Here is a 24,809-nt window from a genome sequence, read left to right on the forward strand (position 1 = left end):
ACGGTCGATTGTTGGCGATTATTGAACAGTTAAGGCAACTCTCATGCATTTATCACCCTGAGTAAACATGTGAGTCTGGTTCCAGTTCAAACCACTCCAAGGAATCAACGCCATGACTACTCAAACGTCGAAAGTTGCCATCGTGACCGGCGCCTCCCGCGGCATCGGTGCCGTGATCGCCAGACAACTCGCCAGCGAAGGTTTCGCGGTCGCCATCAACTACGCCAACAGCGCCACTGAAGCATCAAAACGGGTGGTGGAGTTGCGTCAGGCCGGGCATCAGGCCCTAGCGGTGAAGGCTGACGTGGCCAATGCCGACGACGTGCGCCGGTTGTTCGACGAGACTGAAGCACAATTGGGCAAGGTCGATGTGCTGATCAACAACGCCGGCATCCTCAAAGTGATGCCGCTGGCGCAGCACACGGACGAACTGTTCGACCAGACCTTCAACATCCACGCTCGCGGCACCTTCAACACCTTGCGTGAAGCGGCAACCCGCCTCAACAGCGGCGGCCGGATCATCAACTTCTCCAGCAGCACTGTTGGTCTTAACTTGCCGGGCTATGCGGTGTATATCGCCAGCAAAGCGGCAGTGGAATCCCTGACCCAGGTGTTCGCCAAGGAAATGCGCGGGCGCAACATTACCGTCAACGCAGTGGCACCTGGCCCGGTGGGGACGGAGCTGTTTTTGCACGGAAAGAGTGAAGAGCAGATCCAGAATTTCGCCAAAATGCCTCCACTGGAGCGTTTGGGTCAGCCGGAGGATATTGCTCGTGTTGTGTCGTTTCTGGTGGGGCCGGATTCGGCTTGGGTCAATGGGCAAATCCTGCGGGTGAATGGTGGGCTGGTTTAACTATGCTCGATGTATTGGGGTGAATCAGCAAGGACGCCTTCGCGGGCAAGCCTCGCTCCTACAGGGTCAGTGTCGGTCACGGGATTGTGTTCGACCCAAATCTGTAGGAGCGAGGCTTGCCCGCGAAGACGGCCTCAAAGGCACCACAAATCTGAAGGGGAGGAACGCATCATGCACACCACCATCATCATCTTCTTCGGCCTGGTCCTGCTGGCGCTGATGCTGTTCATCGGCGAGAAAATCGGTTTCCCCCGCCAAATCCTGGCCTACAGCTTTGTTGTGCTGTGGCTGGCATTGACCTTGATCAACGGCGCGGTCGGCATGGTCAACGCCGGCCAGCCGTTGAGCACGGAACTGGTGGTTGGCAGCGCCGTGTTCGGTGTCCCGGTGGCGGCGCTGGTGCTGTTCATGGTGTTGAGTACTGATACCTAGAAAGACGCGGTTCTCGATCAACGCACCAAATGCAAAAACTGCATGTGCCGCTCGTACTGGTCGAGGATGTCGTTGATGACCTGCTCCTTGGTGTAGCCCACCAGATCGTAATCCTGACTACCCTCTCTCAAATGCACCTCGGCCCGGTGGTAACGGCGGTTGTTGAGTTGCTTGGAACCCATGCCGCCACGGGCGAACGACGGCGTGAAGTAACCACGCATCTGCACCTGATAGATGAACGGATGCAGTTCGCCGTGACCGATCTCCAGGCTGACATTGTCATTGGCCGGATCAGGCTGAGCGACCACGTGCAGCCCCTTCTCGACGAACACTGCGGTCACGTCCTCAATCGCCGGGCGCACTATCGTATCGAGGAAGCGATAGACCTCATCCCGGGATGGGAAATGCACCGCCTGACTCAAACGCTGACGCCAACCGCCGCGCCGCGATCCGGAGACCGGCGCGAGGGAATGCAGTTGCGCGATCTGCTTCTGCGACTCCAGGTAAAACGCCTTGTGCAGTCCCCACATCATCAGCAGCAAAATCATCGAGAACGGCAACGAGGTCAGCACCACTGCTGACTTCAACGCATCGATGCTGCCGGAGAACAGCAGCGCACTAGTCACCAGCGCCGTCATCGCGCCCCAGAACACTCGCAGCCATTTCGGCCCGTCTTCATCCGGGTTACCGCCCTTGGCGGACAATGTCGACAAAACTACAGTGCCCGAGTCGGCGGAGGTCACGAAGAACACGAAGCTGATGAACACCGTGACCGCGATCACGGTTTTGCTCCACGGGTAGGTTTCCAGCAGCAGGTACAGGGTCATCGACGGGTTGTCGATGGCCGACATGCCGAGTGCGCTCATGCCGTGGTTGAGGACTTGGTCGATGGCGCTGTTGCCGAAGATCGACATCCACGCCAGGGTGAAACCAAGCGGGATCAGCAGCACGCCGAAGACGAATTCGCGGATGGTCCGGCCACGGGAAATCCGTGCAATGAACAGGCCCACGAACGGTGCCCATGCAATCCACCAGGCCCAGTAAAACACCGTCCAGCCGCCCAGCCAGTCGCTGGTTTTGTCATAGGCGTAGAGGTCGAAACTCTTCATCGGCAAGGCGCCGAGGTAATCGCCAAGGTTCTGGATCAGCGTATTGAGCAAGTGCTGGGTGGGGCCAGCGAACAATACAAACAGCAGCAGCGCACAGGCCAGTAGCATGTTGATGTCGGACATCACTCGCACGCCTTTATCGACGCCGGACACCGCGACGATGATCGCCGCGCCCATCATCAGCGTGATCAGGCCGACCTGAACCCACTGGGTGTGGGCGATGCCAAACAGGTAGTCCAGGCCCGAATTGAGGTGCAACACGCCAAAGCCCATATCCGCGCCGAGGCCGAATACCGTAGCGATGATGCCGAAGCCGTCCACCGCGTAGCCGATCGGGCCGTTGATGCGCTTGCCGATCAGCGGGTACAGCGCCGAACGCAGGGCCAGCGGCAGGTTATGTCGATAGGCGAAATAGGCCAGCGCCATGCCGACAAAAGCGAACACGCCCCAACCGTGCAGGCCCCAGTGCAGAAACAGAATCTGCATCGCCTGACGTGCCGCATCCGCCGTGCCGGCCTCGCCTTGCGGCGGTTGCGCCAAGTGCGTCAGCGGTTCGGACACGCAAAAGAAAAACAGCGTGATGCTGATCCCGGCGGCGAACAGCATGCCGGCCCAGGACAGGTAGCTGAATTCGGGCTCGTCGTGGTCGGCACCGAGCTTGATCTTGCCGTAGCCAGACAAGGCGGTGACCACCACGAAGACCAGATACAGCGTCATCGCGAGCATGTAGTACCAGCCGACCGTATTGGCCGCCCAGTTCTGCGCTTGCAACAGCCAGGCACCGGCCTGTTCGGGCATCGCCATGACCACGACGGCGAACAACAGAATGAAGGTCGCCGCGAAATAAAAAACCGGCGGATTCATGCGGACCAGGCCGCTTGCGGGGATGGACGATGCACTCATGAAAGGTGCACCTCGAGGGGGGGAAACGTGGCTGTAAAAAACGGACTCAGCAAAGGCAAACCTCCTGTTGTGAGCGGGCGGCGAACCACCGGTTTAACTTGAATGAACGTTCAAGTTAAACATGGATAGGGGGCTAAGGACTAATCGCAGGGCTCGGCGGTAGCTTTTCTACGCTAGCTCAAGGAAGGGTATGACGCGGGGTTTGGAGGATGATCGTTCCCACGCTCTGCGTCACATCAAGAGCGGACGCGGAGCGTCCAGTGAGGCATTCCCACGCGGAGCGTGGGAACGGTCAGGTGAGGGACTTACTTACTTCTGCGTCCCATCATCATGCTGCAGATTCGCCTGGGTCAGATTGCACCCCGCCGGCACGCTGCGGGTCAGCCAGACGTTGCCGCCGATGGTCGAACCCTTGCCGATGGTGATGCGCCCCAGAATCGTCGCGCCGGCATAGATCACCACATCGTCCTCGACGATTGGATGCCGCGGATGGCCCTTCTGCAACTGGCCGTCCTCATCCGCCGGGAAGCGTTTGGCGCCCAAAGTCACCGCCTGATAAATCCGCACGCGCTCGCCAATGATCGCGGTCTCGCCGATCACCACACCTGTCCCGTGATCGATGAAGAAACTGCGACCGATCTGCGCGCCCGGATGGATATCGATACCGGTTGCCGAATGGGCGATTTCCGCGCTGATCCGCGCCAGCATCGGCAACCCGGCGCGGTACAAATGGTGAGCCAGGCGATGGTGAATCACCGCCAGAATTCCCGGGTAGCAGAGCAACACTTCATCGACACTGCGCGCCGCCGGGTCGCCGTGATAGGCCGCCAGCACGTCGGTGTCCAACAGGCTGCGCAGCCCCGGCAAAGCGAGGGCGAAGTCTTGAATGATCTGAATGGTTTTGGCCTCGACTTCAGTGTCGGCCTGGGCACTGTGGCGCGCGGCGTAACGCAGTTCGAGCCGCGCCTGAGCCAGCAACGCGTTCAGTGCGACGTCGAGCGTGTGACCGACGTAGAAATCTTCACTCTCCTCGCGCAAATCCACCGGGCCCAGGCGCATCGGGAACAATGCACCGCACAAGGCTTCGAGAATGTCCGCCATGGCCGCTCGGGACGGCAACTCGCGACCGCCCTGCTCGCCGCTGGCCCGGCCGTTTTGTGCGCGCCACTGATCGCGCGCCGTACGCAGTTGGCTGACGATGGTCTGCAATTGCCAATGGCTGGAACGCTCGCTCACGGTAAAAACTCCTCACGGGCGGCCGGATTGTCTGGCCGCGTTAACCGCGATTACTTTACGGCAACGGCTTGCAGCCGAATTAAGAACCAATAGTGCTGTGTTCAATACTTTTGGCTATAAGCGATTGGCAGTTGCCCCACTAAATACCCGTGCCTATAGTCCTGACATCTTCCTCCGCCAGTACGGACCCATGATCAAACAACAGCTTGCCCGCTTTAACCGCCTCGACCTGCTCGGTCATCCTACTCCCCTGGAAAAACTCGAACGCCTGTCGACCTGGCTGGGCCGCGATGTGTACGTCAAACGCGATGACCTGACGCCATTGGCACTGGGCGGCAACAAGCTGCGCAAACTCGAATACCTGGCCGCCGATGCCTTGGCCCAGGGCGCTGACACCCTGATCACTGCTGGCGCGATCCAGTCCAACCACGTGCGCCAGACTGCCGCCATTGCGGCCAAGCTTGGTCTGGGCTGCGTGGCCCTGCTGGAAAATCCGCTCGGCACTGATGACAGCAACTATGTCGGCAACGGCAATCGGCTGTTGCTGGACCTGTTCGATGTCAAGGTCGAGTTGGTGGAAAACCTCGACAATGCCGACGAGCAATTGGAAGCGCTGGCCGGGCGTCTGCGCAGCAACGGCAAGAAGCCGTATCTGGTGCCGATTGGTGGCTCCAATGCATTGGGCGCTTTGGGATATGTCCGTGCAGGCCTGGAACTGGCCGAACAGATCAAGGACACCGGGCTGCAATTCGCCGCGGTGGTTCTGGCGTCCGGCAGTGCAGGCACCCACAGTGGCCTGGCGTTGGCATTGAGCGAAGCACTGCCGGATTTGCCAGTGATCGGCGTGACCGTTTCCCGTAGCGATGAAGCTCAACGACCGAAAGTTGAGGGCCTCGCAGAGCGCACGGCCGAACTGCTGGGCGTGAGCCTGCCGGCGAATTTCAAAATCGAACTGTGGGACGAATATTTCGGTCCGCGTTATGGCGAGCCGAATGCCGGGACATTGTCGGCGCTGAAGTTGCTGGCGAGTCAGGAAGGGTTGTTGCTGGATCCGGTGTACACCGGCAAGGCCATGGCCGGTTTGCTCGACGGCATCGGACGCCAGCGCTTCAATGACGGCCCGATCATCTTCCTGCACACAGGTGGGGCTCCGGCGTTGTTTGCCTATAAAGACTTTCTGTAATTGATCGTACGCTGAATGATCGTTCCCACGCTCCGCGTGGGAACGATCATGAAACCGCGTTCTCCTGTAGGAGCGAGGCTTGCCCGCGAAAGCGATCTCAAAGTCATATACAAATACAGAATAACAAAATCAATATTTATTATTTTCCATTCTAAACATCTCATTCTATAGTCGCGCCGCAGGCGAATTTGCAGCAAGACGCATAAGCTGCTTTAGGGCAGGATATCGCAGTCGTTCAAATCCCGAATTTGCCAACTTTCCTTAAGCGTCTTCCATAAGAAAACACAGGGGCTTGTCATGAATTTTTCCGCATTACGTCGAAATCTGCTGGTGGGTTCGCTGGGCCTGGCGCTGAGCGCCGGCCTGCTCGGGCAGGCAGTGGCCGGTGAGCAACTGCAAAAAATCAAGGACGCGGGCGTGATCAACGTCGGTCTGGAAGGCACTTATCCACCGTTCAGCTTCGTCGACGAGGCCGGCAAACTGAGCGGCTTCGAAGTCGAGTTCTCCGAGGCCTTGGCCAAAGAGCTTGGCGTGAAGGTCAAACTGCAGCCGACCAAATGGGAAGGCATCCTCGCAGCCCTGGAATCCAAGCGTCTGGACGCGGTGATCAACCAGGTGACCATCACCGAAGAGCGCAAGAAGAAGTACGACTTCTCCACGCCTTACACCGTTTCCGGGATTCAGGCGCTGACCCTGACCAAAAACAAAGACACCATCAAGACCGCCGCCGATCTGGCCGGCAAGAAAGTCGGCGTAGGTCTGGGCACCAACTACGAGCAGTGGGTGAAAGAGAATGTGCCTAAGGCTGACATCCGCACCTACGAAGATGATCCGACCAAGTTCCAGGATCTGCGCGTCGGTCGCATCGACGCCATTCTGATCGACCGCCTGGCCGCGCTGGAATATGCCAGGAAGGCCAAGGACACTGCCGCTGCCGGCGAAGCGTTCTCCCGCCAGGAAGCCGGTATTGCCCTGCGCAAAGGCGAGCCTGAGCTGCTGGCCGCAGTGAACAAAGCCATCGACAAGCTGCGTGCCGACGGTACGCTGAAAAAGCTGTCGGAAAAATACTTCAGCGCTGACGTCACTCAATAATGGGAGAAGCTTTCCAACTCGCGCTGGACTCCGCGCCCTTTCTGCTCAAGGGCGCGTACTACACCGTCATCCTGAGCCTGGGCGGAATGTTCTTCGGCTTGCTGATGGGCTTCGGCCTGGCATTGATGCGGTTGTCGCGCTTCAAACTGGTGAGCTGGATCGCCCGCATCTACGTGTCGTTCTTTCGCGGCACGCCGTTGTTGGTGCAACTGTTCGTGATCTATTACGGCTTGCCGCAATTGGGTATCGAACTTGATCCGCTGCCGGCGGCCCTGATCGGCTTCTCGCTGAACATGGCCGCCTACGCCTGCGAAATCCTGCGTGCCGCCATCAGCTCCATCGAGCGCGGCCAGTGGGAAGCCGCCGCCAGTATCGGCATGACCCGCGCGCAAACCCTGCGCCGGGCCATCCTGCCGCAAGCGGCGCGCACGGCTCTGCCACCTTTGGGCAACAGCTTCATCTCGCTGGTCAAGGACACCGCGCTGGCAGCCACCATTCAGGTGCCGGAACTGTTCCGCCAAGCGCAGCTGATCACCGCCCGTACCTTCGAAATTTTCACCATGTATCTTGCCGCCGCGCTGATCTACTGGGTTCTGGCGACTGTACTGTCGCACCTGCAGAACCAGTTGGAAGCGCGGGTCAATCGGCACGACCAGGAGTCCTGACCCAATGATTGTCGTGGAAAAACTGACAAAGCAGTTCAAGGGTCAGGTGGTGCTCAACGGCATCGATCTGCAGGTGAAGGAAGGCGAGGTGGTGGCGATCATCGGCCCCAGCGGCTCGGGCAAGACTACCTTCCTGCGTTGCCTGAATTTTCTCGAGGAACCCAGCAGCGGCCGGATCAAGGTCGGCGACATCGAGATCGATGGCAGCCGCCCCCTGACCCAGCAACAGAGCCTGGTGCGACGCTTGCGCCAGCACGTGGGTTTTGTGTTCCAGAACTTCAACCTGTTCCCCCATCGCACCGCCCTGGAAAACGTGATCGAAGGCCCGTTGGTGGTGAAAAAGATCCCGCGCGCTGAAGCCGTTGCCTTGGGTAAAAAGCTATTGGCCAAAGTCGGCCTGGCGGGCAAGGAAGACGCTTACCCGCGACGCCTCTCCGGCGGTCAGCAACAGCGTGTGGCGATTGCCCGAGCGTTGGCGATGGAACCGGAAGTGATCCTGTTCGATGAACCGACCTCGGCGCTGGACCCGGAACTGGTGGGTGAAGTGTTGGCGACCATCCGCGGCCTGGCCGAGGAGAAACGCACCATGGTGATCGTCACCCACGAAATGGGCTTTGCCCGGGACGTGGCCAACCGCGTGGTGTTTTTCGACAAGGGTGTGATCGTCGAACAAGGTGAAGCCAAGGCACTGTTTGCCAATCCGAAAGAGGAACGGACCAAGCAGTTTCTCAGCAAGTTTCTTAATAACGCTTAGTGCTGTCCCACTCGAAAACTGTAAACTTCCATGGATGGAAGTGACACTTGCCCGAACTTTAAGACCCTGTATCAGCCTTCAGCGACTTATTTTAGTCGCGCGCATCATAGATAACTTCCCGCCCTCTCATGCGGTACATATATATGTCCCGCAACAGATTCATATTGCCTGGAATTCATAAAATTCCTGGCCATTCTTCGTCAACGGGTTGCTGCCTCCGGGACGTTAAACTCCCTAAATATAGGGCTAAATTCGACAGTGCAGTGTGGTTTATTAACTGCACTGCGTAGGAGATTTCTGAATAAACAAAGAACCAACCTTTAACCAACCAGCGCTATTGACACTTACTGGAGCGCACTCTTATCTAGTTCCCAACAGACACTCAATCATTATTGAAACTCACAAACAGTTAATCGTTTTGTTGCTTGGTAATTCACGCCTTTCGATCTTTCAGAAATGGACTTCGCGGCAAGGCTTCAAGGAGAGAAACCCATGACAAGCACTTCGAAAAAACCCGTACTTGCAACCCCGACCCTGGCGCAAAGCCACAAGGCCGGTATCAACATCACCTCGGCCGCTCATCTTACGATCGACGTGCCGCCCTACCCCGGCATGGACGAAGGCGATCTGATCGAGCTGTTCTGGAACAACTGCTACGTGGCCTCCAGCCTATTGGGGTCCGACCATAACAGCAAAGCCGTGAGCCTGCGGGTGCCGGAAAGCTTCATTGCCAATGGTTCTGCACGCGTCCATTACAAGGTCATGCAGGTCGGCCAGGGGCCGGCGGTATCACCGGCGGCTCGCGTACAGATCAAGCTCGATTGCCCGGGCGGCCTGCTGCTTTGCGATGAGGAAAACCAGAGCCTGGCGCCCGTATTCATCCCTGAGACCATTCGCCGTCAGGGGGTCAATCCGAACCAGGTCAAACGCGGTGTCCCGTTGACCATCGAGCCTTATCTGAACATGGCCGCCGACGACGAAATCACCCTGCGCTGGGGCGATGTGCGCATGGACCTGCCCAAGCTCAAGGCTTGCGATGTGGGTCAGCCGATTCAGGTCTGGGTGCCACCGGCGATCATTCTCGAAGCCGGCGAAGATCTTCGACTGGAAGTGACCTATTGCATCCTCGATCGGGTGGGTAACAACTCGCGCTGGGCGCCGGCACGCACACTGAAGATCGGTTGTGCCAATCCCTACCTGAAAGTGCCGGTGAAAGAAGCGCTTAAAGCCGCTGAGCCCCGCAGCCGATGAGGTCCCCGAAGCCTGCGTTCGGCCGTAGCAGCTGTCGAGCCTGCGAGGCTGCGTTCGGCTGCGCAGCAGTCGTTAATCCGGCTGACGCGCTCTACCAGACGTACCGCAATTTCCGACTTCACGACTGCTGCGCAGCCGAACGCAGGCTTCGCCAGCTGCTACAAGAATGCGTTATCCCCCCCCTTTTTTGGCAGGCCATAAGGTCTGATAACGCCTTCTATGCATATTCCTAAAAGTTAGTTCATTAATTATTTATACACGTTTAGGGTATATACACCGGACCACCGGACATTCGTGTTTTTCGTTCGCCGCAACTTGCGGCGCTTTCATGAGATGTGAGGTAGGTATGGTCCGGAACACAATCACCCCAGTGCAAATCGCCAGGGCATTGCGTGCAGCCAAGGAGCGGCACTGATGTCCAGTCTGGCAGATGCAATCGTCCAGAGTGATCTGGACATCGCCCCGTTGTTGTTGCCCGCGCAGGTCTTGCGCAACGACGCACAAGCCATCAAGGCTGCCCATGAGCTGGCGCAAGTCGCCCGCCTGCAAGCCGCCAAACGTGACCAGCAGCGCAAGCTGCCGTGGTCGGAAATCGAACAGTTCACCCGCAGCGGCCTGGGCAGCATTGCCATCCCGCGAGAGTACGGTGGCCCGCAGGTTTCATTCGTCACCTTAGCCTCGGTATTCGCGATCATTTCCGCGGCCGACCCGGCTTTGGGGCAGATCCCGCAGAACCAGTTCGGGATTCTCAACCTGATACTCGGCAGCGCCACCGAGCCGCAGAAAAAACAGCTGTTCAAAAGCGTGCTCGAAGGCTGGCGCATCGGTAATGCGGGACCAGAGCGCGGGACCAAAAACACCCTGGAGCTCAAGGCACGGATCACTGCCGACGGCGATGGCTTCGTCATCAACGGACAGAAGTTCTATTCCACCGGCGCTCTGTTCGCCCACTGGGTGGCCGTCAAGGCGCTGAACGATGACGGCAAGCAAGTGCTGGCCTTCGTCCGCCGTGGCACACCGGGGTTGCGCATCGTTGATGACTGGTCGGGGTTCGGCCAGCGCACCACTGCCAGCGGCACCCTCTTGCTCAACAACGTGCGGGTCGACGCCGAGCTGGTGGTGGATAACTGGAAGATCAACGACAGCCCGAATATTCAGGGTGCCGTGTCGCAATTGATTCAAGCTGCCATCGACGCCGGCATCGCCCGGGGTGCCATCGATGACGCCATCGAGTTCGTGAAAACGCGTGCACGGCCGTGGATCGACGCCAAGGTCGAGCGCGCCAGCGACGACCTCTACGTGATCGCCGACATCGGCAAGCTGAAAATCGAACTGCACGCCGCCGAAGCGCTACTGCGCAAGGCCGGACAAGTACTCGATAAGGTCAACGCCGCGCCGCTCACCGCCGAGTCCGCTGCACGCGCCTCGATTGCCGTGGCTGAAGCCAAAGTGTTGACCACCGAGATCTCGCTGCTGGCCAGCGAAAAGCTCTTCGAACTGGCCGGCAGCCGCGCCACCCTCGCCGAATTCAACCTCGACCGCCACTGGCGCAACGCCCGGGTGCACACCCTGCACGACCCGGTGCGCTGGAAATATCACGCGGTCGGCGCCTATCACCTCAACGGCGCATTACCGGCCCGCCATTCCTGGATTTAACAACCATGACTCTTTCTCACCACGTCGCGGTCATCACCAGCGATGAGCAAGCCCTGATTGTCGCCAGTGACCTGGCCGACGATTTCAAACGCGACAGCGCCCTGCGCGATCGCGAACGTCGTTTGCCATACCCGGAACTGGAAGTGTTTTCCCGTTCGGGTCTTTGGGGCATCAGCGTGCCAAAAGAATACGGTGGCGCTGGGGTTTCCAACGTCACCCTGGCCAAGGTCATCGCGCTGATCGCTCAGGCCGATGGCTCTCTCGGACAAATTCCCCAGAACCATTTCTACGCCCTCGAAGTGCTTCGCGTGAACGGCACCGATGAGCAGAAAAAACGCCTGTGCGCCGAAGTGTTGGCCGGCCAGCGCTTCGGCAACGCACTCGCGGAACTGGGCACAAAAACCGCCCATGATCGCGTCACCAGCCTGACTCGCGATGGTAACGGCTACCGCATCAACGGTCGCAAGTTCTACGCCACCGGCGCCATTTACGCCCAGCGTATCCCGACATCAGTGGTGGACGAAAACGGCGTGCAGCAACTGGCCTTCGTCCCGCGCAACAGCAAAGGCCTGACGGTGATCGACGACTGGAGCGGCTTCGGCCAGCGCACCACCGGCAGCGGTTCGGTGGTGTTCGAGGATGTCTATGTTGCCGCCGAGGACGTGATCCCGTTTCAAAGCGCGTTCGAGCGCCCGACCACCGTCGGCCCGTTGGCGCAGATTCTCCACGCCGCCATCGACACCGGCATCGCCCGCGCCGCTTACGAAGATGCCCTGCATTTTGTGCGCACCAAGACCCGGCCGTGGATTGATTCCGGCAACGACAAAGCCACCGAAGACCCGCTGACCATCAAAAGTTTCGGCCACTTGAGCATTCGCCTGCACGCCACCGAAGCCTTGCTGGAACGCTCCGGCGAATTCCTCGATCAGGCTCAGGCCGATACCAATGCCGAAACCGTCGCCGCGGCGTCAATTGCGGTTGCCGAAGCCCGGGCCATCAGCACCGAAATCTCCCTCGCCGCCGGCAGCACATTGTTCGAACTGGCCGGCAGTCAGGCAACCCTGGCCGAACACGGTCTGGATCGCCACTGGCGCAACGCACGGGTACACACCCTGCACGACCCGGTGCGCTGGAAGTATCACGCTGTCGGCAACTACTACCTCAACGATGAAAACCCTCCATTGCGAGGGACCATCTGATGGCCGATGCCAAAAAGAAAATCCTGCTCAATGCCTTCAACATGAATTGCATCGGGCACATCAACCATGGCCTGTGGACTCATCCACGAGACACGTCGACCCAATACAAAACCATCGAATACTGGACTGAACTGGCACAGCTGCTGGAACGCGGATTGTTCGACGGTCTGTTCATCGCCGACATCGTCGGCGTGTACGACGTCTACCAAAACTCGGTGAACGTCCCGCTCAAAGAGTCGATCCAGTTGCCGGTCAACGACCCTTTGCTACTGGTCTCGGCCATGGCCGCCGTCACCAAAAACCTCGGCTTCGGCCTCACCTCTAACCTGACCTACGAACCGCCGTACCTGTTCGCCCGACGCCTGTCGACGCTCGATCATTTGAGTCGTGGACGGGTCGGCTGGAACATCGTCACCGGCTACCTCGACAGCGCCGCCAAGGCCATGGGCCTGAGCGAACAGGTGGAACACGACCGGCGTTACGACCAGGCCGATGAATACCTGCAAGTGCTCTACAAACTCTGGGAAGGCAGCTGGGAAAACGGCGCGGTGCTCAACGACCGTGAGCAACGGATCTACGCCCAACCCGAGAAGGTGCACAAGGTCGAGCACAAGGGCGAGTTCTATCAGGTCGAGGGCTATCACCTCTGCGAACCGTCGCCACAACGCACGCCGGTGCTGTTCCAGGCAGGCAGTTCCGATCGCGGTTTGCTGTTCGCCGGTCGGCATGCCGAGTGCGTGTTCATCAGCGGTCAGAACAAACCGGCGACCCGGGTTCAGGTGGACAAGGTGCGCGCCAGCGCCGTCGAAGCCGGGCGCAATCCTTGGGACATCAAGGTGTTCATGGGTTTGAACGTGATTGTCGGTGAGACAGAAGAGCTGGCCTGGAAGAAGCACGCTGAGTACCTGAGCTACGCCAGTGCCGAGGCCGGTGTGGCGCACTTCTCGGCGTCCACCGGGATCGACTTTTCCGAGTACGAACTCGACGAACCGATCCAGTACGTGAAGAGCAACGCCATCCAGTCCGCCACCAAGAACCTGCAAAACAACGACTGGACCCGCCGCAAACTGCTGGAGCAACACGCCCTCGGTGGCCGCTACATCACCGTGGTCGGCTCGCCGCAGCAGGTGGCCGATGAGCTGGAATCGTGGATCGCCGAAACCGGGCTGGATGGCTTCAACCTGACACGGATCGTCACCCCGGAAAGCTACGTGGATTTCATTGAACTGGTGATTCCGGAATTGCAACGCAGAGGGTCGTACAAGACGGCTTACGACAACGGCAGCCTGCGGGAAAAGCTGTTTCACGAAGGGGCGCATTTGCCTGAGCAACACACAGGCTCCGCGTTCCGCCGTTAAAAGCTTCGCGGGCAAGCCTCGCTCCTACAGGTATCGGTCGTTCACAAATATCCGGTACGGCGCTGACCCTGTAGGAGCGAGGCTTGCCCGCGAAGAGGCCCGCCCAAACACCAAAAATTTATGCACTGACTGGAAACCCCATCATGAAAAAGACCTACCTCTCTCACCCAGTCAAAGCACTGGCCCTGGCCCTCGGCCTCTTCAGCTCCATCACCTTCGCCGCCGACGCGCCACTGAAAGTCGGCACCACCGCCGCCTTCGCCATTCCCCTGGAAGCCGCAGTCGAAGAAGCCAACAAACAAGGCCTGAAAGTCGAACTGGTGGAATTCAGCGACTGGATCGCCCCCAACGTCAGCCTCGCCTCGGGTGACATCGACGTGAACTATTTCCAGCACATCCCGTTCCTGGAAAACGCCAAAGCCGCCGCCGGTTTTGACCTGGTGCCATTCGCCCCGGGCATCATCAACAACGTCGGCCTCTACTCGAAAAAATACAAAAGCTTCGACGAGTTGCCCGAAGGCGCCAGCGTAGCCATCGCCAATGACCCGATCAACAGCGGTCGCGGCCTGCAACTGCTGGCCAAGGCCCGGCTGATCACCCTCAAACCGGGCGTCGGCTACAAGGCCACCGAAGAAGACATCATCGCCAACCCGAAGAAAATCAAAATCCTTCAGGTCGAAGCCGTGCAACTGGTGCGCGCCTACGACGACGCCGATCTGGTCCAGGGTTACCCGGCCTACATCCGCCTGTCGAAGACCTTCGATGCCAGTTCCGCACTGCTGTTCGATGGCCTCGATCACAAGGAATACGTGATCCAGTTCGTGATCCAGGCGAAAAGCAAAACCGACCCACGCCTGATCAAATTCGTCGACATCTACCAACATTCGCCAGCCGTTCGTGCGGCGCTGGATAAAGCTCACGGCAAGCTCTATCAAGCCGGTTGGGAAAGCTGAGGATGACGGCCGCTATCCAACGGCGACTGGAACTTCCGGAGCCACATAACGCCACACAAACCGAACTGCACCCAGACCTGAATCGCGCCCACGTGCGCTTCATCGGCCTGGGTAAAACCTACAACGGCCAGCAAGGTCCGGTGGCGGCCCTGCACGGCATCGACCTGGCAATCCAGCGCGGCGAAGTGTTCGGCATCATCGGTCGCAGCGGTGCTGGCAAGTCGTCGCTGATACGCACCATCAACCGCCTCGAACAACCGAGCAGCGGGCGGGTGCTGATCGATCAGGTGGACATCGGCGAGTTCGATGAAGACCGCTTGGTGGCGCTGCGGCGGCGGATCGGCATGATCTTCCAGCACTTCAATCTGATGTCGGCCAAGACGGTATGGCAGAACGTCGAATTGCCGCTGAAAGTCGCCGGTGTGCCCAAGGAGCAGCGCGAGCGCAAAGTCCGCGAACTGCTGGAACTGGTCGGCCTGCAGGAGAAGCACAAAGCCTACCCGGCGCAACTTTCCGGCGGGCAGAAACAGCGCGTCGGCATCGCCCGCGCGCTGGTGCATGACCCGGAGATTCTGCTGTGTGACGAGGCGACTTCGGCGCTGGATCCGGAGACCACGCAATCGATCCTCGGCCTGCTGCGCGAGATCAATCAGCGCCTGGGCCTGACCATTGTGCTGATCACCCACGAGATGGCGGTGATCCGCGATATCTGTGATCGAGTGGTGGTGCTGGAGCACGGGCGAATCGTCGAGCAAGGGCCGGTCTGGGAAGTATTCGGCAACCCGCAACATGAAGTCAGCAAGACCTTGCTCGCGCCGCTGCAACACGGTCTGCCGGAAGAACTGCAAAGCCGCTTGCGAGCACAGCCGCAGTCTTCGGACGCCGCTGTGGTGTTGCGTTTGCAATTCACCGGCAGCGCGAGCGACGAGCCAGACCTGGCGGCGCTGTTCAGCGCCCTCGGTGGTCGCGTGCGCTTGCTGCAAGGGGGCGTGGAACGGATTCAGGGGCATGCGCTCGGGCAATTGCTGCTGGCGGTGACCGGCTCGTCCCTCGGTGCCGAGGAATTGCATCAGCGCGCCGGCCACTGGGCGCAACAGGTGGAGGTGCTGGGTTATGTGGTTTGATCGGTTGCTTCAGGGTTTTATCGACACGTTTTTGATGGTGGGTGTGTCGTCGTTGATTGCACTGCTGGCGGGCATTCCATTGGCGGTGATTCTGGTCACCAGTTCCAAGGGCGGAATCTACGAAGCCCCGGCGCTGAACCGCGCATTGGGCGCGTTCGTGAACCTGTTTCGCTCGATTCCGTTTTTGATATTGATGGTGGCGTTGATACCGTTTACCCGGCTGATCGTCGGCACCACGTATGGCGTGTGGGCTGCCGTGGTGCCGCTGACCATTGCGGCCACGCCGTTCTTTGCGCGGATTGCTGAAGTCAGCCTGCGGGAAGTCGACCATGGATTGATCGAAGCCGCGCAAGCCATGGGCTGCCGACGCGGGCATATCGTCTGGCATGTGCTGCTACCTGAAGCACTGCCGGGGATTGTCGGTGGGTTTACGATTACGTTGGTGACGATGATCAACTCCTCGGCCATGGCCGGGGCGATTGGGGCCGGTGGGTTGGGGGACATCGCTTATCGATATGGGTATCAGCGGTTTGATAGCCAGATCATGTTGACGGTGATTGTGTTGCTGGTGGTGTTAGTGGCGGTGATTCAGCTAGGCGGGGATCGCTTGGCGCGGGGGTTGAATAAACGTTGAGTGAAGATCAAAAGATCGCAGCCTTCGGCAGCTCCTACAGGGTGTGGCGTTAACAAGGAATTTGCGTCGGGCACGGTCCCTGTAGGAGCTGCCGAAGGCTGCGATCTTGGCGTCATCAAATTCACCGCTCAAAGGGAAGTTTTCGCACAAGAAAATCAGAGTGCCAGCAGGCCCGATCCCTTTCTTTTGCAGGACATTTCCTAGATCATTCCGCTCGCTTGCGCCTGCCAAATTCCGTGGCTAGTCTCGGTCCGTCACTGCTCATCAGTGATCGGGTTTAGTCGCCCGGATCTTTCCAGGCGCACAGCGCTACCTCATTCCAGGTGTTCATTACCTGAAAGTTATGGTGGCTGTGCGCAGGGCACCCTCGGGTGCGCCGGTGTTGCCTGGAGACCGGTCGACTAACCTGCGTGCAGCCGCCACCCCTATTCGTTTAGTCGCGATAACGGTTGGCTCCAATTAATTCCAGGAGTTTTACCAATGAAAAAATCCGTACCCGATCCACCTCCCGAAAACCCCACCAACGAAACCGCCACTGAAGATCCGCTCAGGGATCGATCGGCGCTCTACCGTGCGATTGATTTCTACCTCACCGGCGATCAGCCCTCACCGCCCGACGAATTTCGCTTCTACAACGTCAGCAAAGACGTGAGCTTCGAGGATACCCAGCTTTACGTCGCCGATCTGCTGCGCTGCGCCTCGGTCACGGCGTATCAGTGTGGCGATCAGCTCAAGGGGGCCGATCGGGCATTGGTGTTTTCCGTTTGGCATTTGCTGGAGATTGCCAAGGCGATGGTTGATCGGTCCATTGAATGTCTGGGGATGAAGCAAAGCTGAATCTGGCCTGAGTCATTGGTCGTCAGTGATATTGCCTTCGCGGGCAAGCCTCGCTCCTACAGGAGTTATGTGGTTCTGGCGATCACTGGCCCCCTGTAGGAGCGAGGCTTGTCCGCGAATGGCTGCGCAGCAGCCCCCGGCGTCATGGCGTATATTCGGCGAATCCCCATTGCCTGCGCAGCCGACCATGAAACAGACTCCCGCCGATCTGGAGCAGATCACCTCCACCACGCTGGGCCATTACAACGCGGTGGCCGAAGACTTCCGCGAAGGCACTCGCGATCACGATGTCAGCCAGAACATCGATGCCCTGCTGCGGCATATTCAGGGTGAGGCGCCGTTCACCCTTCTCGACTTCGGCTGCGGCCCTGGCCGTGACCTGAAAACCTTCACGCGCCTGGGCCACACCGCCGTCGGCCTCGACGGCTCGGAAAAGCTTGCGCAAATGGCGCGGGAGGACAGTGGTTGTGAAGTCTGGCAGCAGGACTTTCTGAAACTCGACCTGCCGGCCGAGCGGTTTGACGGGATTTTTGCCAATGCGGTGCTGTTTCATGTGCCGAGTCAGGAATTGCCTCGGGTGTTGAAGCAGCTGCGCGAGGCGTTGAAGCCGGGTGGGGTGTTGTTCAGCTCCAATCCGCGAGGCGAGAATCAGGAAGGCTGGAACGGGCCGCGTTATGGGGCGTATTACGATCTTCAGGCCTGGCAGGAAATGCTGACCGAGGCAGGATTTGTGGAGCTTGAGCATTACTACCGGCCGGCGGCGCTGCCGCGGGAGCAGCAGCCTTGGTTGGCGAGTGTTTGGCGTCGAGCCAACTGATCGTTCCCATGCTCTGCGTGGGAATGCCTCTCGGGACGCTCTGCGCCCCTGTGGCTGTGACGCAGAGCGTCACTGGCTGCATTCCCACGCGGAGCATGGGAACGATCATTAGGCAGACTTCGGTTCGCGGATTTTGTACCAGGCCACATACAGCGCCGGTAAAAACAGCAGCGTCAGCAACGTCGCGATGATAATCCCGCCAATCATCGCGTAGGCCATCGGCCCCCAGAACACTTCCCGGGCAATCGGGATCATCCCCAGGCTCGCCGCCGCCGCCGTCAACAAAATCGGTCGGCGCCGATGTTCCGTGGCCTGCACCACCGCATCCCACGGTGTGTAGCCATTCTTCTCGAAAGAGTCGATCTGAGTCACCAGAATCACCGAGTTGCGGATGATGATCCCGATCAACGCCAGAATCCCGAGGATCGCCACGAAGCCCATGGGCGTGCCCGTCGGGATCAACGCCAGTACCACGCCGATCAACCCGAGTGGCGCGACGCTGGCCACCAGGAACAGTTTCTGAACGCTGTGCAACTGGATCATCAGGAAGGTCGCCATCAAAAACAGCATCAACGGCACGACCTTGGCAATCGGCCCCTGGGCCTTGCCGCTTTCCTCCACGGTACCGCCGGTGGCGACTTTGTAGCCCACCGGCAAACCGGCGGCGAATTTGTCGATGTCCGGTTGCAACTGTTTCACCAGGTCGGTCGGCTGAATCTCATCGCGCACCGCGGCCTTGATGGTGATGGTCGGTTTGCGATCGCGACGCCACACCAGCGGCTGCTCGAGCTCATACCGCACCGTGGCAAACGCCAGCAGCGGAATCGACGTGCCGCCGGGGGTGACGATCTGCAGGTTTTGCAGCGTTTCCGGGCTACCGCGCTCAGCATCTTCAGCGCGGCCGACCACGTCGATCAGGTAGATATCGTCATCGACCTGCGTCACCGGCGAGCCGACGACGATGCTGTTCATCAGGTTCGCCATGTCTTCCGACGACAACCCAAGTTGCCGTGCCTTGTCCTGGGCGATGTCGATGCGCAGCACTTTGCCCGGCTCGTTCCAGTCGTAAATGATCTCGCCGATGTGCGAGTTCTTATCCAGTTCGGTGGCCAGGGCGATAGCGTGTTTGCGCACCTGATCGATGTCTTTGCCGCTGACCCGATACTGAATCGGCCGCCCCACCGGCGGGCCCATTTCCAGAGCCTGGACGTAACTGCCGACACCGACGAACTCTTCACGCAGGCGTTTTTGCAGACGAGCAGTCAAGGCTGGGCGTGACTTGCCTTTGCTGACGATCACCAGTTGCGCGTAGTACGGGTTCTGCAATTGCTGGTCGAGGGGCAGATAGAAACGGATCGCGCCCTCGCCGATGTAGGTGCTCCAGCGCACGATGTCCGGGTCGCCCTTGAGCGTCGCTTCGAACTTATCCACGATCATGCGGGTTTCAGCAATCGAGGCGTTTTGCGGCAGGTTCAGGTCGACAAGGATTTCCGGACGGTCCGAGGACGGGAAGAACTGGTTCTGCACGAACTGCATGGAAAACACCGAGAGCACAAACAGCGCCACGGTGATGCCGATGGCCCACCAGCGATTGCGCATCGCCCAAAGCAGGCCGCCATTGAACGCCCGACCGATGCGCCCCGGCTCTGCGTCGTGAGGCTTCACCTTGGCGCTCAGAATGTGCACACCGAGCACCGGGGCGAACAACACGGCGACGATCCATGACACCAGCATGGCCACCGCGATCACCGCGAACAGCGTGAAGGTGTACTCACCGGCAGAGCTTGCGTTCAAGCCGATCGGCACGAAACCGGCGACGGTGACCAACGTGCCGGTGAGCATCGGGAATGCCGTCGAGGTGTAGGCGAAAGTCGCCGCCTGCTCTTTGGTTTCGCCCATTTCCAGGCGCGTGACCATCATCTCGACCGTGATCATCGCGTCGTCCACCAGCAGACCGAGGGCGATGATCAGCGCACCAAGGGAAATCCGCTGCATGGTGATGCCACTGTATTCCATGAAGAGGAAGACCATCGCCAGCACCAACGGAATCGAACACGCCACCACCAGCCCGGCGCGCACACCGAGACTGACGAAGCTGACGATCAGCACGATCACCACCGCTTCGAACAACGCACTGGTGAAGCCGCCGACGGCTTCTTCCACCACTACAGCCTGGTCGGAAACGGTGTGTACACCGACGCCCACCGGCAGGTCCGCCGTCAGCTCATCCATACGCAGGTGCAGCGCCTTGCCGAAGTCCTGAATGTTGCCGCCCTTTTTCATGGCGATCGCCAGGCCGATGGCTGGCTGACCGTTAAAGCGAAACTCCGGGGTCGACGGATCGACGTAGCCACGGCTGATGTTGGCGATGTCGGCCAGTCGGTAGAAGCGGTCGTTGAGCTTCAGGTTAACGTTGGCCAGATCTTTTTCAGAGGCAAACTGCCCCGAGGTCCGCACCGAAATCCGCTCTGGACCAGCCTCGATCACCCCGGCCGGGGTCACAGCGTTCTGCGATTGCAGGGTCTGCACCACCTCGCGCCGATCAATGCCGAGGGCGGCCAGTTTGCGGGGGGAGAAGTTCAGGTAAAGGACTTCATCCTGCTCGCCGACCATCTCGACCTTGCCCAGCCCCGGGACTTCGCGGATTTCGGCACGCACCTGTTCCACGTAATCGCGCAACTGACGCATCGACAGGCCGTCGGAGGTAAAGGCATACACCGAACCGAACACATCGCCGAACTCATCGTTAAAGCCCGGCCCTTGCAGGCCCTGCGGGAACTCGCCGCGAATGTCGTTGATCTTCTTGCGCACCTGGTACCAGATCTGCGGGATGTCCTTGGCGCTGGTGGTGTCGAGCAGGTTAACGAAAACCGTCGATTCTCCGGGGCGGGTGTAGCTTTTCACGTAATCAAGCGAGTCGAGCTCTTCGAGTTTTTTCTCGATCCGGTCAGTGACTTGCTTGAGGGTTTCTTCCTGGGTCGCGCCGGGCCAGCGGGTCTGGATCACCATGGTTTTGATGGTGAACGAGGGGTCTTCTTCGCGCCCCAGGTTCAGGTACGAAAACACGCCCATCAGCAGCGCGACGAACATCAAATACCAGACAAACGACTGATGCTTGAGGGCCCATTCGGATAAGTTGAAACTCCCTTTCATTGCGGGCTGTCCTCGTCAATTTTCACTTTCTGCCCCGGTTTGAGGCTGTTCACACCCGCGCTGACCACCCGCTCGCCGGACTTCACGCCGTTGGCCAGGACCACCGTGGCATCGGTCCGGCTGATCAGGCTGACGTCCCGTGGAGAAACGGTTTGCGTCTGCGGATCGACGACCCAGATCCGCAGTTTTCCATCGACCTCTTGCAGCGCGCTCACCGGCAGTTCGAGGCGTGGTTTGATCGCGGAGCTGAGGGTCACACTGATCGCTGTGCCAAGGCGAAAGCCCGGCGGCGTTTCGGTCAGGCTGAGGCGGGCGCGACGGGTACGGGTTGCGCTTTGGGCCTGGGGTTCGATTTCGCGCACGATGGCAGTGCTGGTGATGCTCGGGTCCAGTTGCGAGGCGACCTGGAACACCACATCGGCCGGCAACCGATCGACCAGGGTGTCGGGCAAGTCGATCACCGCTTCCTTGATGTCCGGCTGCGCCAGGGTCACCACTTGCTGGCCGGCCGTGACCACTTGCCCGGCTTCGGCGCTCCACGCGGTGACAATGGCTTTGTGATCGGTGCGCAGCTCGACGTAGTTGAGTTGGTCCTTCGCCTGTTCAACTGCGGCCCTGGCTTGATCGAGAGAGGCCTGGGTGGTTTTCAGATCGGTCTGGGCGATGTCGAGCTGCGCCTGCGCGCCAACCCCGCGATTGAACAGTTCCTGCTGACGCCGAGCGTTAGCCTGAGCGTTGATGAGCTGCGCCTGCACCCGTGCCAAATCACCTTGGGCCGAACGCAACTGGTTCTGCTGATCGGAGGGGTCGAGGGTGGCGAGTAATGCGCCCTTCTGGACTTCGGCGCCGACATCGACGTTACGGCTGGCGATACGCCCCGGCACCCGGAAACCGACGTTGCTTTCATAACGGGCCTGAATGCTGCCGGCGAACCGGCCGAGGTCTTCTTGATTGAGCGCTTTCACCTCCACGGACAATACCGGCCGAACCGGTTCTGGCGGCGCTTCCTCTTTGGAGCAGGCGAGCAGTAGTGCAGCGGCGGACAACAGCAACAGGCGCTTCATGGCTGAGCTCCTGTCATTGGCGTCTTATAGGTGTTTTCGACGATCTCCACCCGCACGCCCGGATGCAGTAATTGGCCGCCTGCGGTGACGACTTTTTCGCCGCCGTTGAGGCCGGCGCTGACGATGACTTTGCCGGTCAGATAACGGCCGACGGTGACCGTATGCAACTGCGCCTTGCCCTCGGCATCCACCAGCCACACGGCCGGGTCACTGAGGTTTTTGGTCAGGGCCGACCAAGGCAGCTCCACCGCGGTTTTGCCGACTGGCTTGGCGGTGGCGCTCACCACCGAACCGAGTTGCATGCCCTCGGGAAGACTGTCCAGAGTGACTTTGACTTGCACCGTGCCGGTCTGCGCGGACACTGCCGGCGTGACTTCCCGAACGGTGCCCGTGGTTTTGATCTTCGGGTTGTCGAGCAGGCTGACCACAATCGATCTATCGGACGGCGGCTCGGCCAGCAGCGATTCATAAACGTTGAACACCGCGTCACGCTCGCCGTCCCGGGCCAGGCTGAAAATCGGCACCGTGGCTTGCACCACTTGGCCGACTTCGGCCTGGCGCGCGGTAATTACACCCGGCGCATCGGCAATCAATGCGGTGTAGCTCAGTTGATCACGGGCGTTGGCCAACTGCGCTTGAGCAGCGGCCAGGGCGCTCTGACTGCTGCGCAAGGCGGCTTGGGCGGCGTCGTATTCGCTCTGGCTGGTGTAGCCCTTGGGCAGGAGTTTTTGCTGGCGAACGAAGGCGGCGGCGGTTTGTTTGACCCGGGCCTGTTCGGCCACGACCTGAGCCTGGGCCGAGTCGACATTGGTTTGCAGGTCTTTCGGATCGAGTTTGGCCAGCACTTGTTTGGCCGAAACCCGGTCACCGACATCGACCATACGCTGGATGATCTTGCCGCCCACGCGGAACGACAATTCGGTTTGTACTCGGGCCTGGACGTCGCCGGTGAGTGTCACCGCGGCGGCGTAATCCGATGGCTTGACCTCTTGCACGAAGACTCGCGGGCGGTCTTTCTCGACCGGTTTTTTATCGCCACAGGCGGTCAGCATTGCGACAAGGCTCAGGCCAACCATTAATTTCAATCCGGGACCCGCCATGCAGACTCCTTTGCGTTGTACGAACGTGCCAGTGACGATACGACTGAGAGCTTAGATCAGGGTTCCACGTCTGCACGAGCGATCCTTATACTCCATTGATCGTTCCCATGCTCTGCGTGGGAACGCCGCCATGGACGCTCTGCGTCCACTGTGACGCGGAGCGTCACGGGATGCATTCCCACGCGGAGCGTGGGAACGATCAATGAGGAACTCATGCTCAAAACTCTCGCGGTGGCCAATTACCGTTCGATCAATAAATTGGTGATTCCGCTGGGTCGGTTGAACCTGATCACCGGTCCCAACGGCAGCGGCAAATCCAACCTCTACCGCGCCTTGCGCCTGCTGGCGGAAACCGCTCAGGGCGGGGTGGTCAATGCGTTGGCCCGTGAGGGTGGGCTGGATTCGACGTTCTGGGCCGGGCCTGAAAATATCAGCCGACGGATGCGCAATGGTGAAGTCCCGGTCGAGGCGACCGTGCGACACGGCGTCAAACGCCTGCGACTGGGGTTTGCCGGTGAGGATTTCAGCTATTCGATCAGCCTCGGGCTGCCCGACTCCAACGGCCACTTCATGCTGCCCGAACACAGTTCACCTATTCCGTCACGCTTCAACCTCGACCCGCAAATCAAGCGTGAATGCGTCTGGGCCGGGCCGATTTATCGGCCGGCCAGCCTGCTGGTGGATCGCGACGGCCCGATGATTCGTGCCCGAGCCAATCGCAGCTGGGATGTACTGGCCCAGCACACGCCGAATTTTGACAGCCTGTTCGATCAGGTCGGCAGTTTGCGTTCTTCGCCGGAGGTTCTGGAATTACGCGAGTTCATCCGTCGCTGGCGCTTCTACGATCACTTTCGCAGTGACGCCGATGCACCGGTTCGCCAACCGCAACTGGGCACCCGCACGCCGGTGCTGCACCACGACGGTCGCGACCTGGCGGCAGCCTTGCAGACCATCATCGAAATCGGCGATCCCGAAGCCTTGCAGGCGGCTATCAGCGATGCCTTTCCCGGCGCGCGACTGAACATCGAATCGCTGCAAGGTGGACGGTTTGCGATCGAGTTTTATCAGGAAGGGTTATTGCGACCGTTGTCCGCCGCCGAGTTGTCGGACGGGACATTGCGCTATCTACTGCTGGTCGCGGCATTGCTGACCCCTCGCCCGCCAACGTTGATGGTGTTGAACGAACCGGAAACCAGTCTGCATCCGGACCTGCTGCCAGCGCTGGCGCGATTGATCATTCGAGCGTCCGAACAGTGTCAGGTGTGGGTGGTGTCCCATGCGCGGCGCTTGATCTCGGCGTTGCAGCAGGACCCGGAATGCAATTGCATTGTGCTGGAGAAGAATTTCGGCCAGACCGGGATGGTCGGGCAGCGGATGCTGGATGAGCCGGCGTGGTATTGGCAGGATTAGAGGGTGCCTGATGATCGTTCCCACGC

The 24,809-nt window shown here is 59.7% G+C and carries 21 protein-coding genes; 16 read left to right on the plus strand and 5 right to left on the minus strand.

What is annotated here, in order from left to right:
- Positions 1 to 112: 112 nt before the first annotated feature.
- Together CKW20_RS19845 and CKW20_RS19850 are read left to right on the plus strand one after the other, a co-directional pair.
- Positions 113 to 853 carry an SDR family oxidoreductase gene (locus tag CKW20_RS19845; RefSeq protein WP_095054436.1) on the plus strand — a complete coding sequence of 247 codons (741 nt, stop codon included), beginning with the start codon at positions 113 to 115 and terminating at the stop codon, positions 851 to 853.
- Positions 854 to 1,024: 171 nt separating this feature from the next.
- The gene (locus CKW20_RS19850) at positions 1,025 to 1,285 is read left to right on the plus strand and encodes a hypothetical protein (protein WP_095054437.1); all 261 of its coding nucleotides are present in this window, start codon (positions 1,025 to 1,027) and stop codon (positions 1,283 to 1,285) included.
- A gap of 17 nt (positions 1,286 to 1,302) precedes the next feature.
- Here the strand turns inward: CKW20_RS19850 and betT are convergent, their stop codons facing one another.
- Both betT and epsC read right to left on the minus strand, forming a co-directional pair.
- Positions 1,303 to 3,258, minus strand: coding sequence for a choline transporter BetT (gene betT, locus CKW20_RS19855; RefSeq protein ID WP_176466935.1), 1,956 nt, complete (start codon positions 3,256 to 3,258; stop codon positions 1,303 to 1,305).
- Positions 3,259 to 3,606: 348 nt separating this feature from the next.
- Positions 3,607 to 4,533 (minus strand): serine O-acetyltransferase EpsC, encoded by a 927-nt coding sequence (gene epsC / locus CKW20_RS19860; RefSeq protein ID WP_030128481.1) that lies wholly within the window; start codon positions 4,531 to 4,533, stop codon positions 3,607 to 3,609.
- 190 nt (positions 4,534 to 4,723) lie between these two features.
- Between epsC and CKW20_RS19865 the strand changes: the two genes are divergently transcribed.
- The 13 genes from CKW20_RS19865 (at position 4,724) to CKW20_RS19930 (ending at position 18,056) form a co-directional block, all read left to right on the plus strand.
- Positions 4,724 to 5,716 carry a D-cysteine desulfhydrase gene (locus CKW20_RS19865; RefSeq protein WP_095054439.1) on the plus strand — a complete coding sequence of 331 codons (993 nt, stop codon included), beginning with the start codon at positions 4,724 to 4,726 and terminating at the stop codon, positions 5,714 to 5,716.
- Between the two features lie 297 nt (positions 5,717 to 6,013).
- Positions 6,014 to 6,808 (plus strand): cystine ABC transporter substrate-binding protein, encoded by a 795-nt coding sequence (tcyJ, locus tag CKW20_RS19870; RefSeq protein WP_007903114.1) that lies wholly within the window; start codon positions 6,014 to 6,016, stop codon positions 6,806 to 6,808.
- Positions 6,808 to 7,473 (plus strand): cystine ABC transporter permease, encoded by a 666-nt coding sequence (gene tcyL, locus CKW20_RS19875; RefSeq protein WP_007903115.1) that lies wholly within the window; start codon positions 6,808 to 6,810, stop codon positions 7,471 to 7,473. Before tcyJ ends, tcyL begins: the two co-directional genes overlap by 1 nt.
- 4 nt (positions 7,474 to 7,477) lie before the next feature.
- Positions 7,478 to 8,227, plus strand: a complete 750-nt coding sequence (gene tcyN, locus CKW20_RS19880; protein ID WP_095054440.1) for an L-cystine ABC transporter ATP-binding protein TcyN — start codon at positions 7,478 to 7,480, stop codon at positions 8,225 to 8,227.
- A 492-nt stretch (positions 8,228 to 8,719) separates the two neighbouring features.
- Positions 8,720 to 9,478, plus strand: coding sequence for a hypothetical protein (locus CKW20_RS19885; RefSeq protein WP_095054441.1), 759 nt, complete (start codon positions 8,720 to 8,722; stop codon positions 9,476 to 9,478).
- A gap of 414 nt (positions 9,479 to 9,892) precedes the next feature.
- Positions 9,893 to 11,134, plus strand: coding sequence for an SfnB family sulfur acquisition oxidoreductase (locus CKW20_RS19895; RefSeq protein WP_095054443.1), 1,242 nt, complete (start codon positions 9,893 to 9,895; stop codon positions 11,132 to 11,134).
- Between the two features lie 5 nt (positions 11,135 to 11,139).
- Positions 11,140 to 12,333 (plus strand): SfnB family sulfur acquisition oxidoreductase, encoded by a 1,194-nt coding sequence (locus CKW20_RS19900; protein ID WP_095054444.1) that lies wholly within the window; start codon positions 11,140 to 11,142, stop codon positions 12,331 to 12,333.
- On the plus strand, positions 12,333 to 13,691 hold the full coding sequence (locus tag CKW20_RS19905) for an LLM class flavin-dependent oxidoreductase (RefSeq protein ID WP_095054445.1): 1,359 nt from the start codon (positions 12,333 to 12,335) through the stop codon (positions 13,689 to 13,691). The genes CKW20_RS19900 and CKW20_RS19905 overlap by 1 nt, the downstream gene beginning before the upstream one ends.
- A 143-nt stretch (positions 13,692 to 13,834) precedes the next feature.
- Positions 13,835 to 14,644: a MetQ/NlpA family ABC transporter substrate-binding protein gene (locus CKW20_RS19910; RefSeq protein WP_095054446.1), complete on the plus strand. Its 810-nt coding sequence runs from the start codon at positions 13,835 to 13,837 to the stop codon at positions 14,642 to 14,644.
- A gap of 2 nt (positions 14,645 to 14,646) precedes the next feature.
- Positions 14,647 to 15,768, plus strand: a complete 1,122-nt coding sequence (locus tag CKW20_RS19915) for a methionine ABC transporter ATP-binding protein (protein ID WP_095054447.1) — start codon at positions 14,647 to 14,649, stop codon at positions 15,766 to 15,768.
- Positions 15,758 to 16,402 (plus strand): methionine ABC transporter permease, encoded by a 645-nt coding sequence (locus tag CKW20_RS19920; RefSeq protein WP_095054448.1) that lies wholly within the window; start codon positions 15,758 to 15,760, stop codon positions 16,400 to 16,402. The genes CKW20_RS19915 and CKW20_RS19920 overlap by 11 nt, the downstream gene beginning before the upstream one ends.
- A gap of 480 nt (positions 16,403 to 16,882) precedes the next feature.
- Entirely contained in the window at positions 16,883 to 17,239 is a 357-nt protein-coding gene (locus CKW20_RS19925; RefSeq protein WP_095054449.1) for a DUF6124 family protein, read from the plus strand.
- Positions 17,240 to 17,426: 187 nt separating this feature from the next.
- Positions 17,427 to 18,056, plus strand: a complete 630-nt coding sequence (locus tag CKW20_RS19930) for a bifunctional 2-polyprenyl-6-hydroxyphenol methylase/3-demethylubiquinol 3-O-methyltransferase UbiG (RefSeq protein ID WP_095054544.1) — start codon at positions 17,427 to 17,429, stop codon at positions 18,054 to 18,056.
- A 108-nt stretch (positions 18,057 to 18,164) separates the two neighbouring features.
- Here CKW20_RS19930 and CKW20_RS19935 read toward each other — a convergent pair whose 3' ends face one another.
- From CKW20_RS19935 to CKW20_RS19945, 3 genes are read right to left on the minus strand one after another with little or no spacing between them, the layout of a single operon-like run.
- Entirely contained in the window at positions 18,165 to 21,209 is a 3,045-nt protein-coding gene (locus CKW20_RS19935) for an efflux RND transporter permease subunit (RefSeq protein ID WP_095054450.1), read from the minus strand.
- Positions 21,206 to 22,273 carry an efflux RND transporter periplasmic adaptor subunit gene (locus tag CKW20_RS19940; RefSeq protein ID WP_095054451.1) on the minus strand — a complete coding sequence of 356 codons (1,068 nt, stop codon included), beginning with the start codon at positions 22,271 to 22,273 and terminating at the stop codon, positions 21,206 to 21,208. The genes CKW20_RS19935 and CKW20_RS19940 overlap by 4 nt, the downstream gene beginning before the upstream one ends.
- Complete coding sequence (locus tag CKW20_RS19945; RefSeq protein ID WP_095054452.1) at positions 22,270 to 23,373, minus strand: efflux RND transporter periplasmic adaptor subunit; 1,104 nt, start codon at positions 23,371 to 23,373, stop codon at positions 22,270 to 22,272. Before CKW20_RS19945 ends, CKW20_RS19940 begins: the two co-directional genes overlap by 4 nt.
- 213 nt (positions 23,374 to 23,586) lie before the next feature.
- On the opposite strand from CKW20_RS19945, the gene CKW20_RS19950 reads away from it, so the two are divergent.
- The gene (locus tag CKW20_RS19950) at positions 23,587 to 24,783 is read left to right on the plus strand and encodes an AAA family ATPase (protein ID WP_095054453.1); all 1,197 of its coding nucleotides are present in this window, start codon (positions 23,587 to 23,589) and stop codon (positions 24,781 to 24,783) included.
- Positions 24,784 to 24,809: the final 26 nt, after the last annotated feature.

Origin of the sequence: Pseudomonas sp. Irchel s3b2, from assembly GCF_900187445.1 — a bacterium.
In the GTDB taxonomy this organism is placed as follows: domain Bacteria; phylum Pseudomonadota; class Gammaproteobacteria; order Pseudomonadales; family Pseudomonadaceae; genus Aquipseudomonas.

What these genes read in the sequence shown, in the direction of transcription:
- CKW20_RS19845 (WP_095054436.1), top strand. Translation starts at nt 113, where the DNA reads ATGACTACTCAAACGTCGAAAGTTGCCATCGTGACCGGCGCCTCCCGC.
- CKW20_RS19850 (WP_095054437.1), top strand. Translation starts at nt 1,025, where the DNA reads ATGCACACCACCATCATCATCTTCTTCGGCCTGGTCCTGCTGGCGCTG.
- betT (WP_176466935.1), bottom strand. Translation starts at nt 3,258, where the DNA reads ATGAATCCGCCGGTTTTTTATTTCGCGGCGACCTTCATTCTGTTGTTC.
- CKW20_RS19865 (WP_095054439.1), top strand. Translation starts at nt 4,724, where the DNA reads ATGATCAAACAACAGCTTGCCCGCTTTAACCGCCTCGACCTGCTCGGT.
- tcyJ (WP_007903114.1), top strand. Translation starts at nt 6,014, where the DNA reads ATGAATTTTTCCGCATTACGTCGAAATCTGCTGGTGGGTTCGCTGGGC.
- tcyL (WP_007903115.1), top strand. Translation starts at nt 6,808, where the DNA reads ATGGGAGAAGCTTTCCAACTCGCGCTGGACTCCGCGCCCTTTCTGCTC.
- tcyN (WP_095054440.1), top strand. Translation starts at nt 7,478, where the DNA reads ATGATTGTCGTGGAAAAACTGACAAAGCAGTTCAAGGGTCAGGTGGTG.
- CKW20_RS19885 (WP_095054441.1), top strand. Translation starts at nt 8,720, where the DNA reads ATGACAAGCACTTCGAAAAAACCCGTACTTGCAACCCCGACCCTGGCG.
- CKW20_RS19895 (WP_095054443.1), top strand. Translation starts at nt 9,893, where the DNA reads ATGTCCAGTCTGGCAGATGCAATCGTCCAGAGTGATCTGGACATCGCC.
- CKW20_RS19900 (WP_095054444.1), top strand. Translation starts at nt 11,140, where the DNA reads ATGACTCTTTCTCACCACGTCGCGGTCATCACCAGCGATGAGCAAGCC.
- CKW20_RS19905 (WP_095054445.1), top strand. Translation starts at nt 12,333, where the DNA reads ATGGCCGATGCCAAAAAGAAAATCCTGCTCAATGCCTTCAACATGAAT.
- CKW20_RS19910 (WP_095054446.1), top strand. Translation starts at nt 13,835, where the DNA reads ATGAAAAAGACCTACCTCTCTCACCCAGTCAAAGCACTGGCCCTGGCC.
- CKW20_RS19915 (WP_095054447.1), top strand. Translation starts at nt 14,647, where the DNA reads ATGACGGCCGCTATCCAACGGCGACTGGAACTTCCGGAGCCACATAAC.
- CKW20_RS19920 (WP_095054448.1), top strand. Translation starts at nt 15,758, where the DNA reads ATGTGGTTTGATCGGTTGCTTCAGGGTTTTATCGACACGTTTTTGATG.
- CKW20_RS19925 (WP_095054449.1), top strand. Translation starts at nt 16,883, where the DNA reads ATGAAAAAATCCGTACCCGATCCACCTCCCGAAAACCCCACCAACGAA.
- CKW20_RS19930 (WP_095054544.1), top strand. Translation starts at nt 17,427, where the DNA reads ATGAAACAGACTCCCGCCGATCTGGAGCAGATCACCTCCACCACGCTG.
- CKW20_RS19935 (WP_095054450.1), bottom strand. Translation starts at nt 21,209, where the DNA reads ATGAAAGGGAGTTTCAACTTATCCGAATGGGCCCTCAAGCATCAGTCG.
- CKW20_RS19940 (WP_095054451.1), bottom strand. Translation starts at nt 22,273, where the DNA reads ATGAAGCGCCTGTTGCTGTTGTCCGCCGCTGCACTACTGCTCGCCTGC.
- CKW20_RS19945 (WP_095054452.1), bottom strand. Translation starts at nt 23,373, where the DNA reads ATGGCGGGTCCCGGATTGAAATTAATGGTTGGCCTGAGCCTTGTCGCA.
- CKW20_RS19950 (WP_095054453.1), top strand. Translation starts at nt 23,587, where the DNA reads ATGCTCAAAACTCTCGCGGTGGCCAATTACCGTTCGATCAATAAATTG.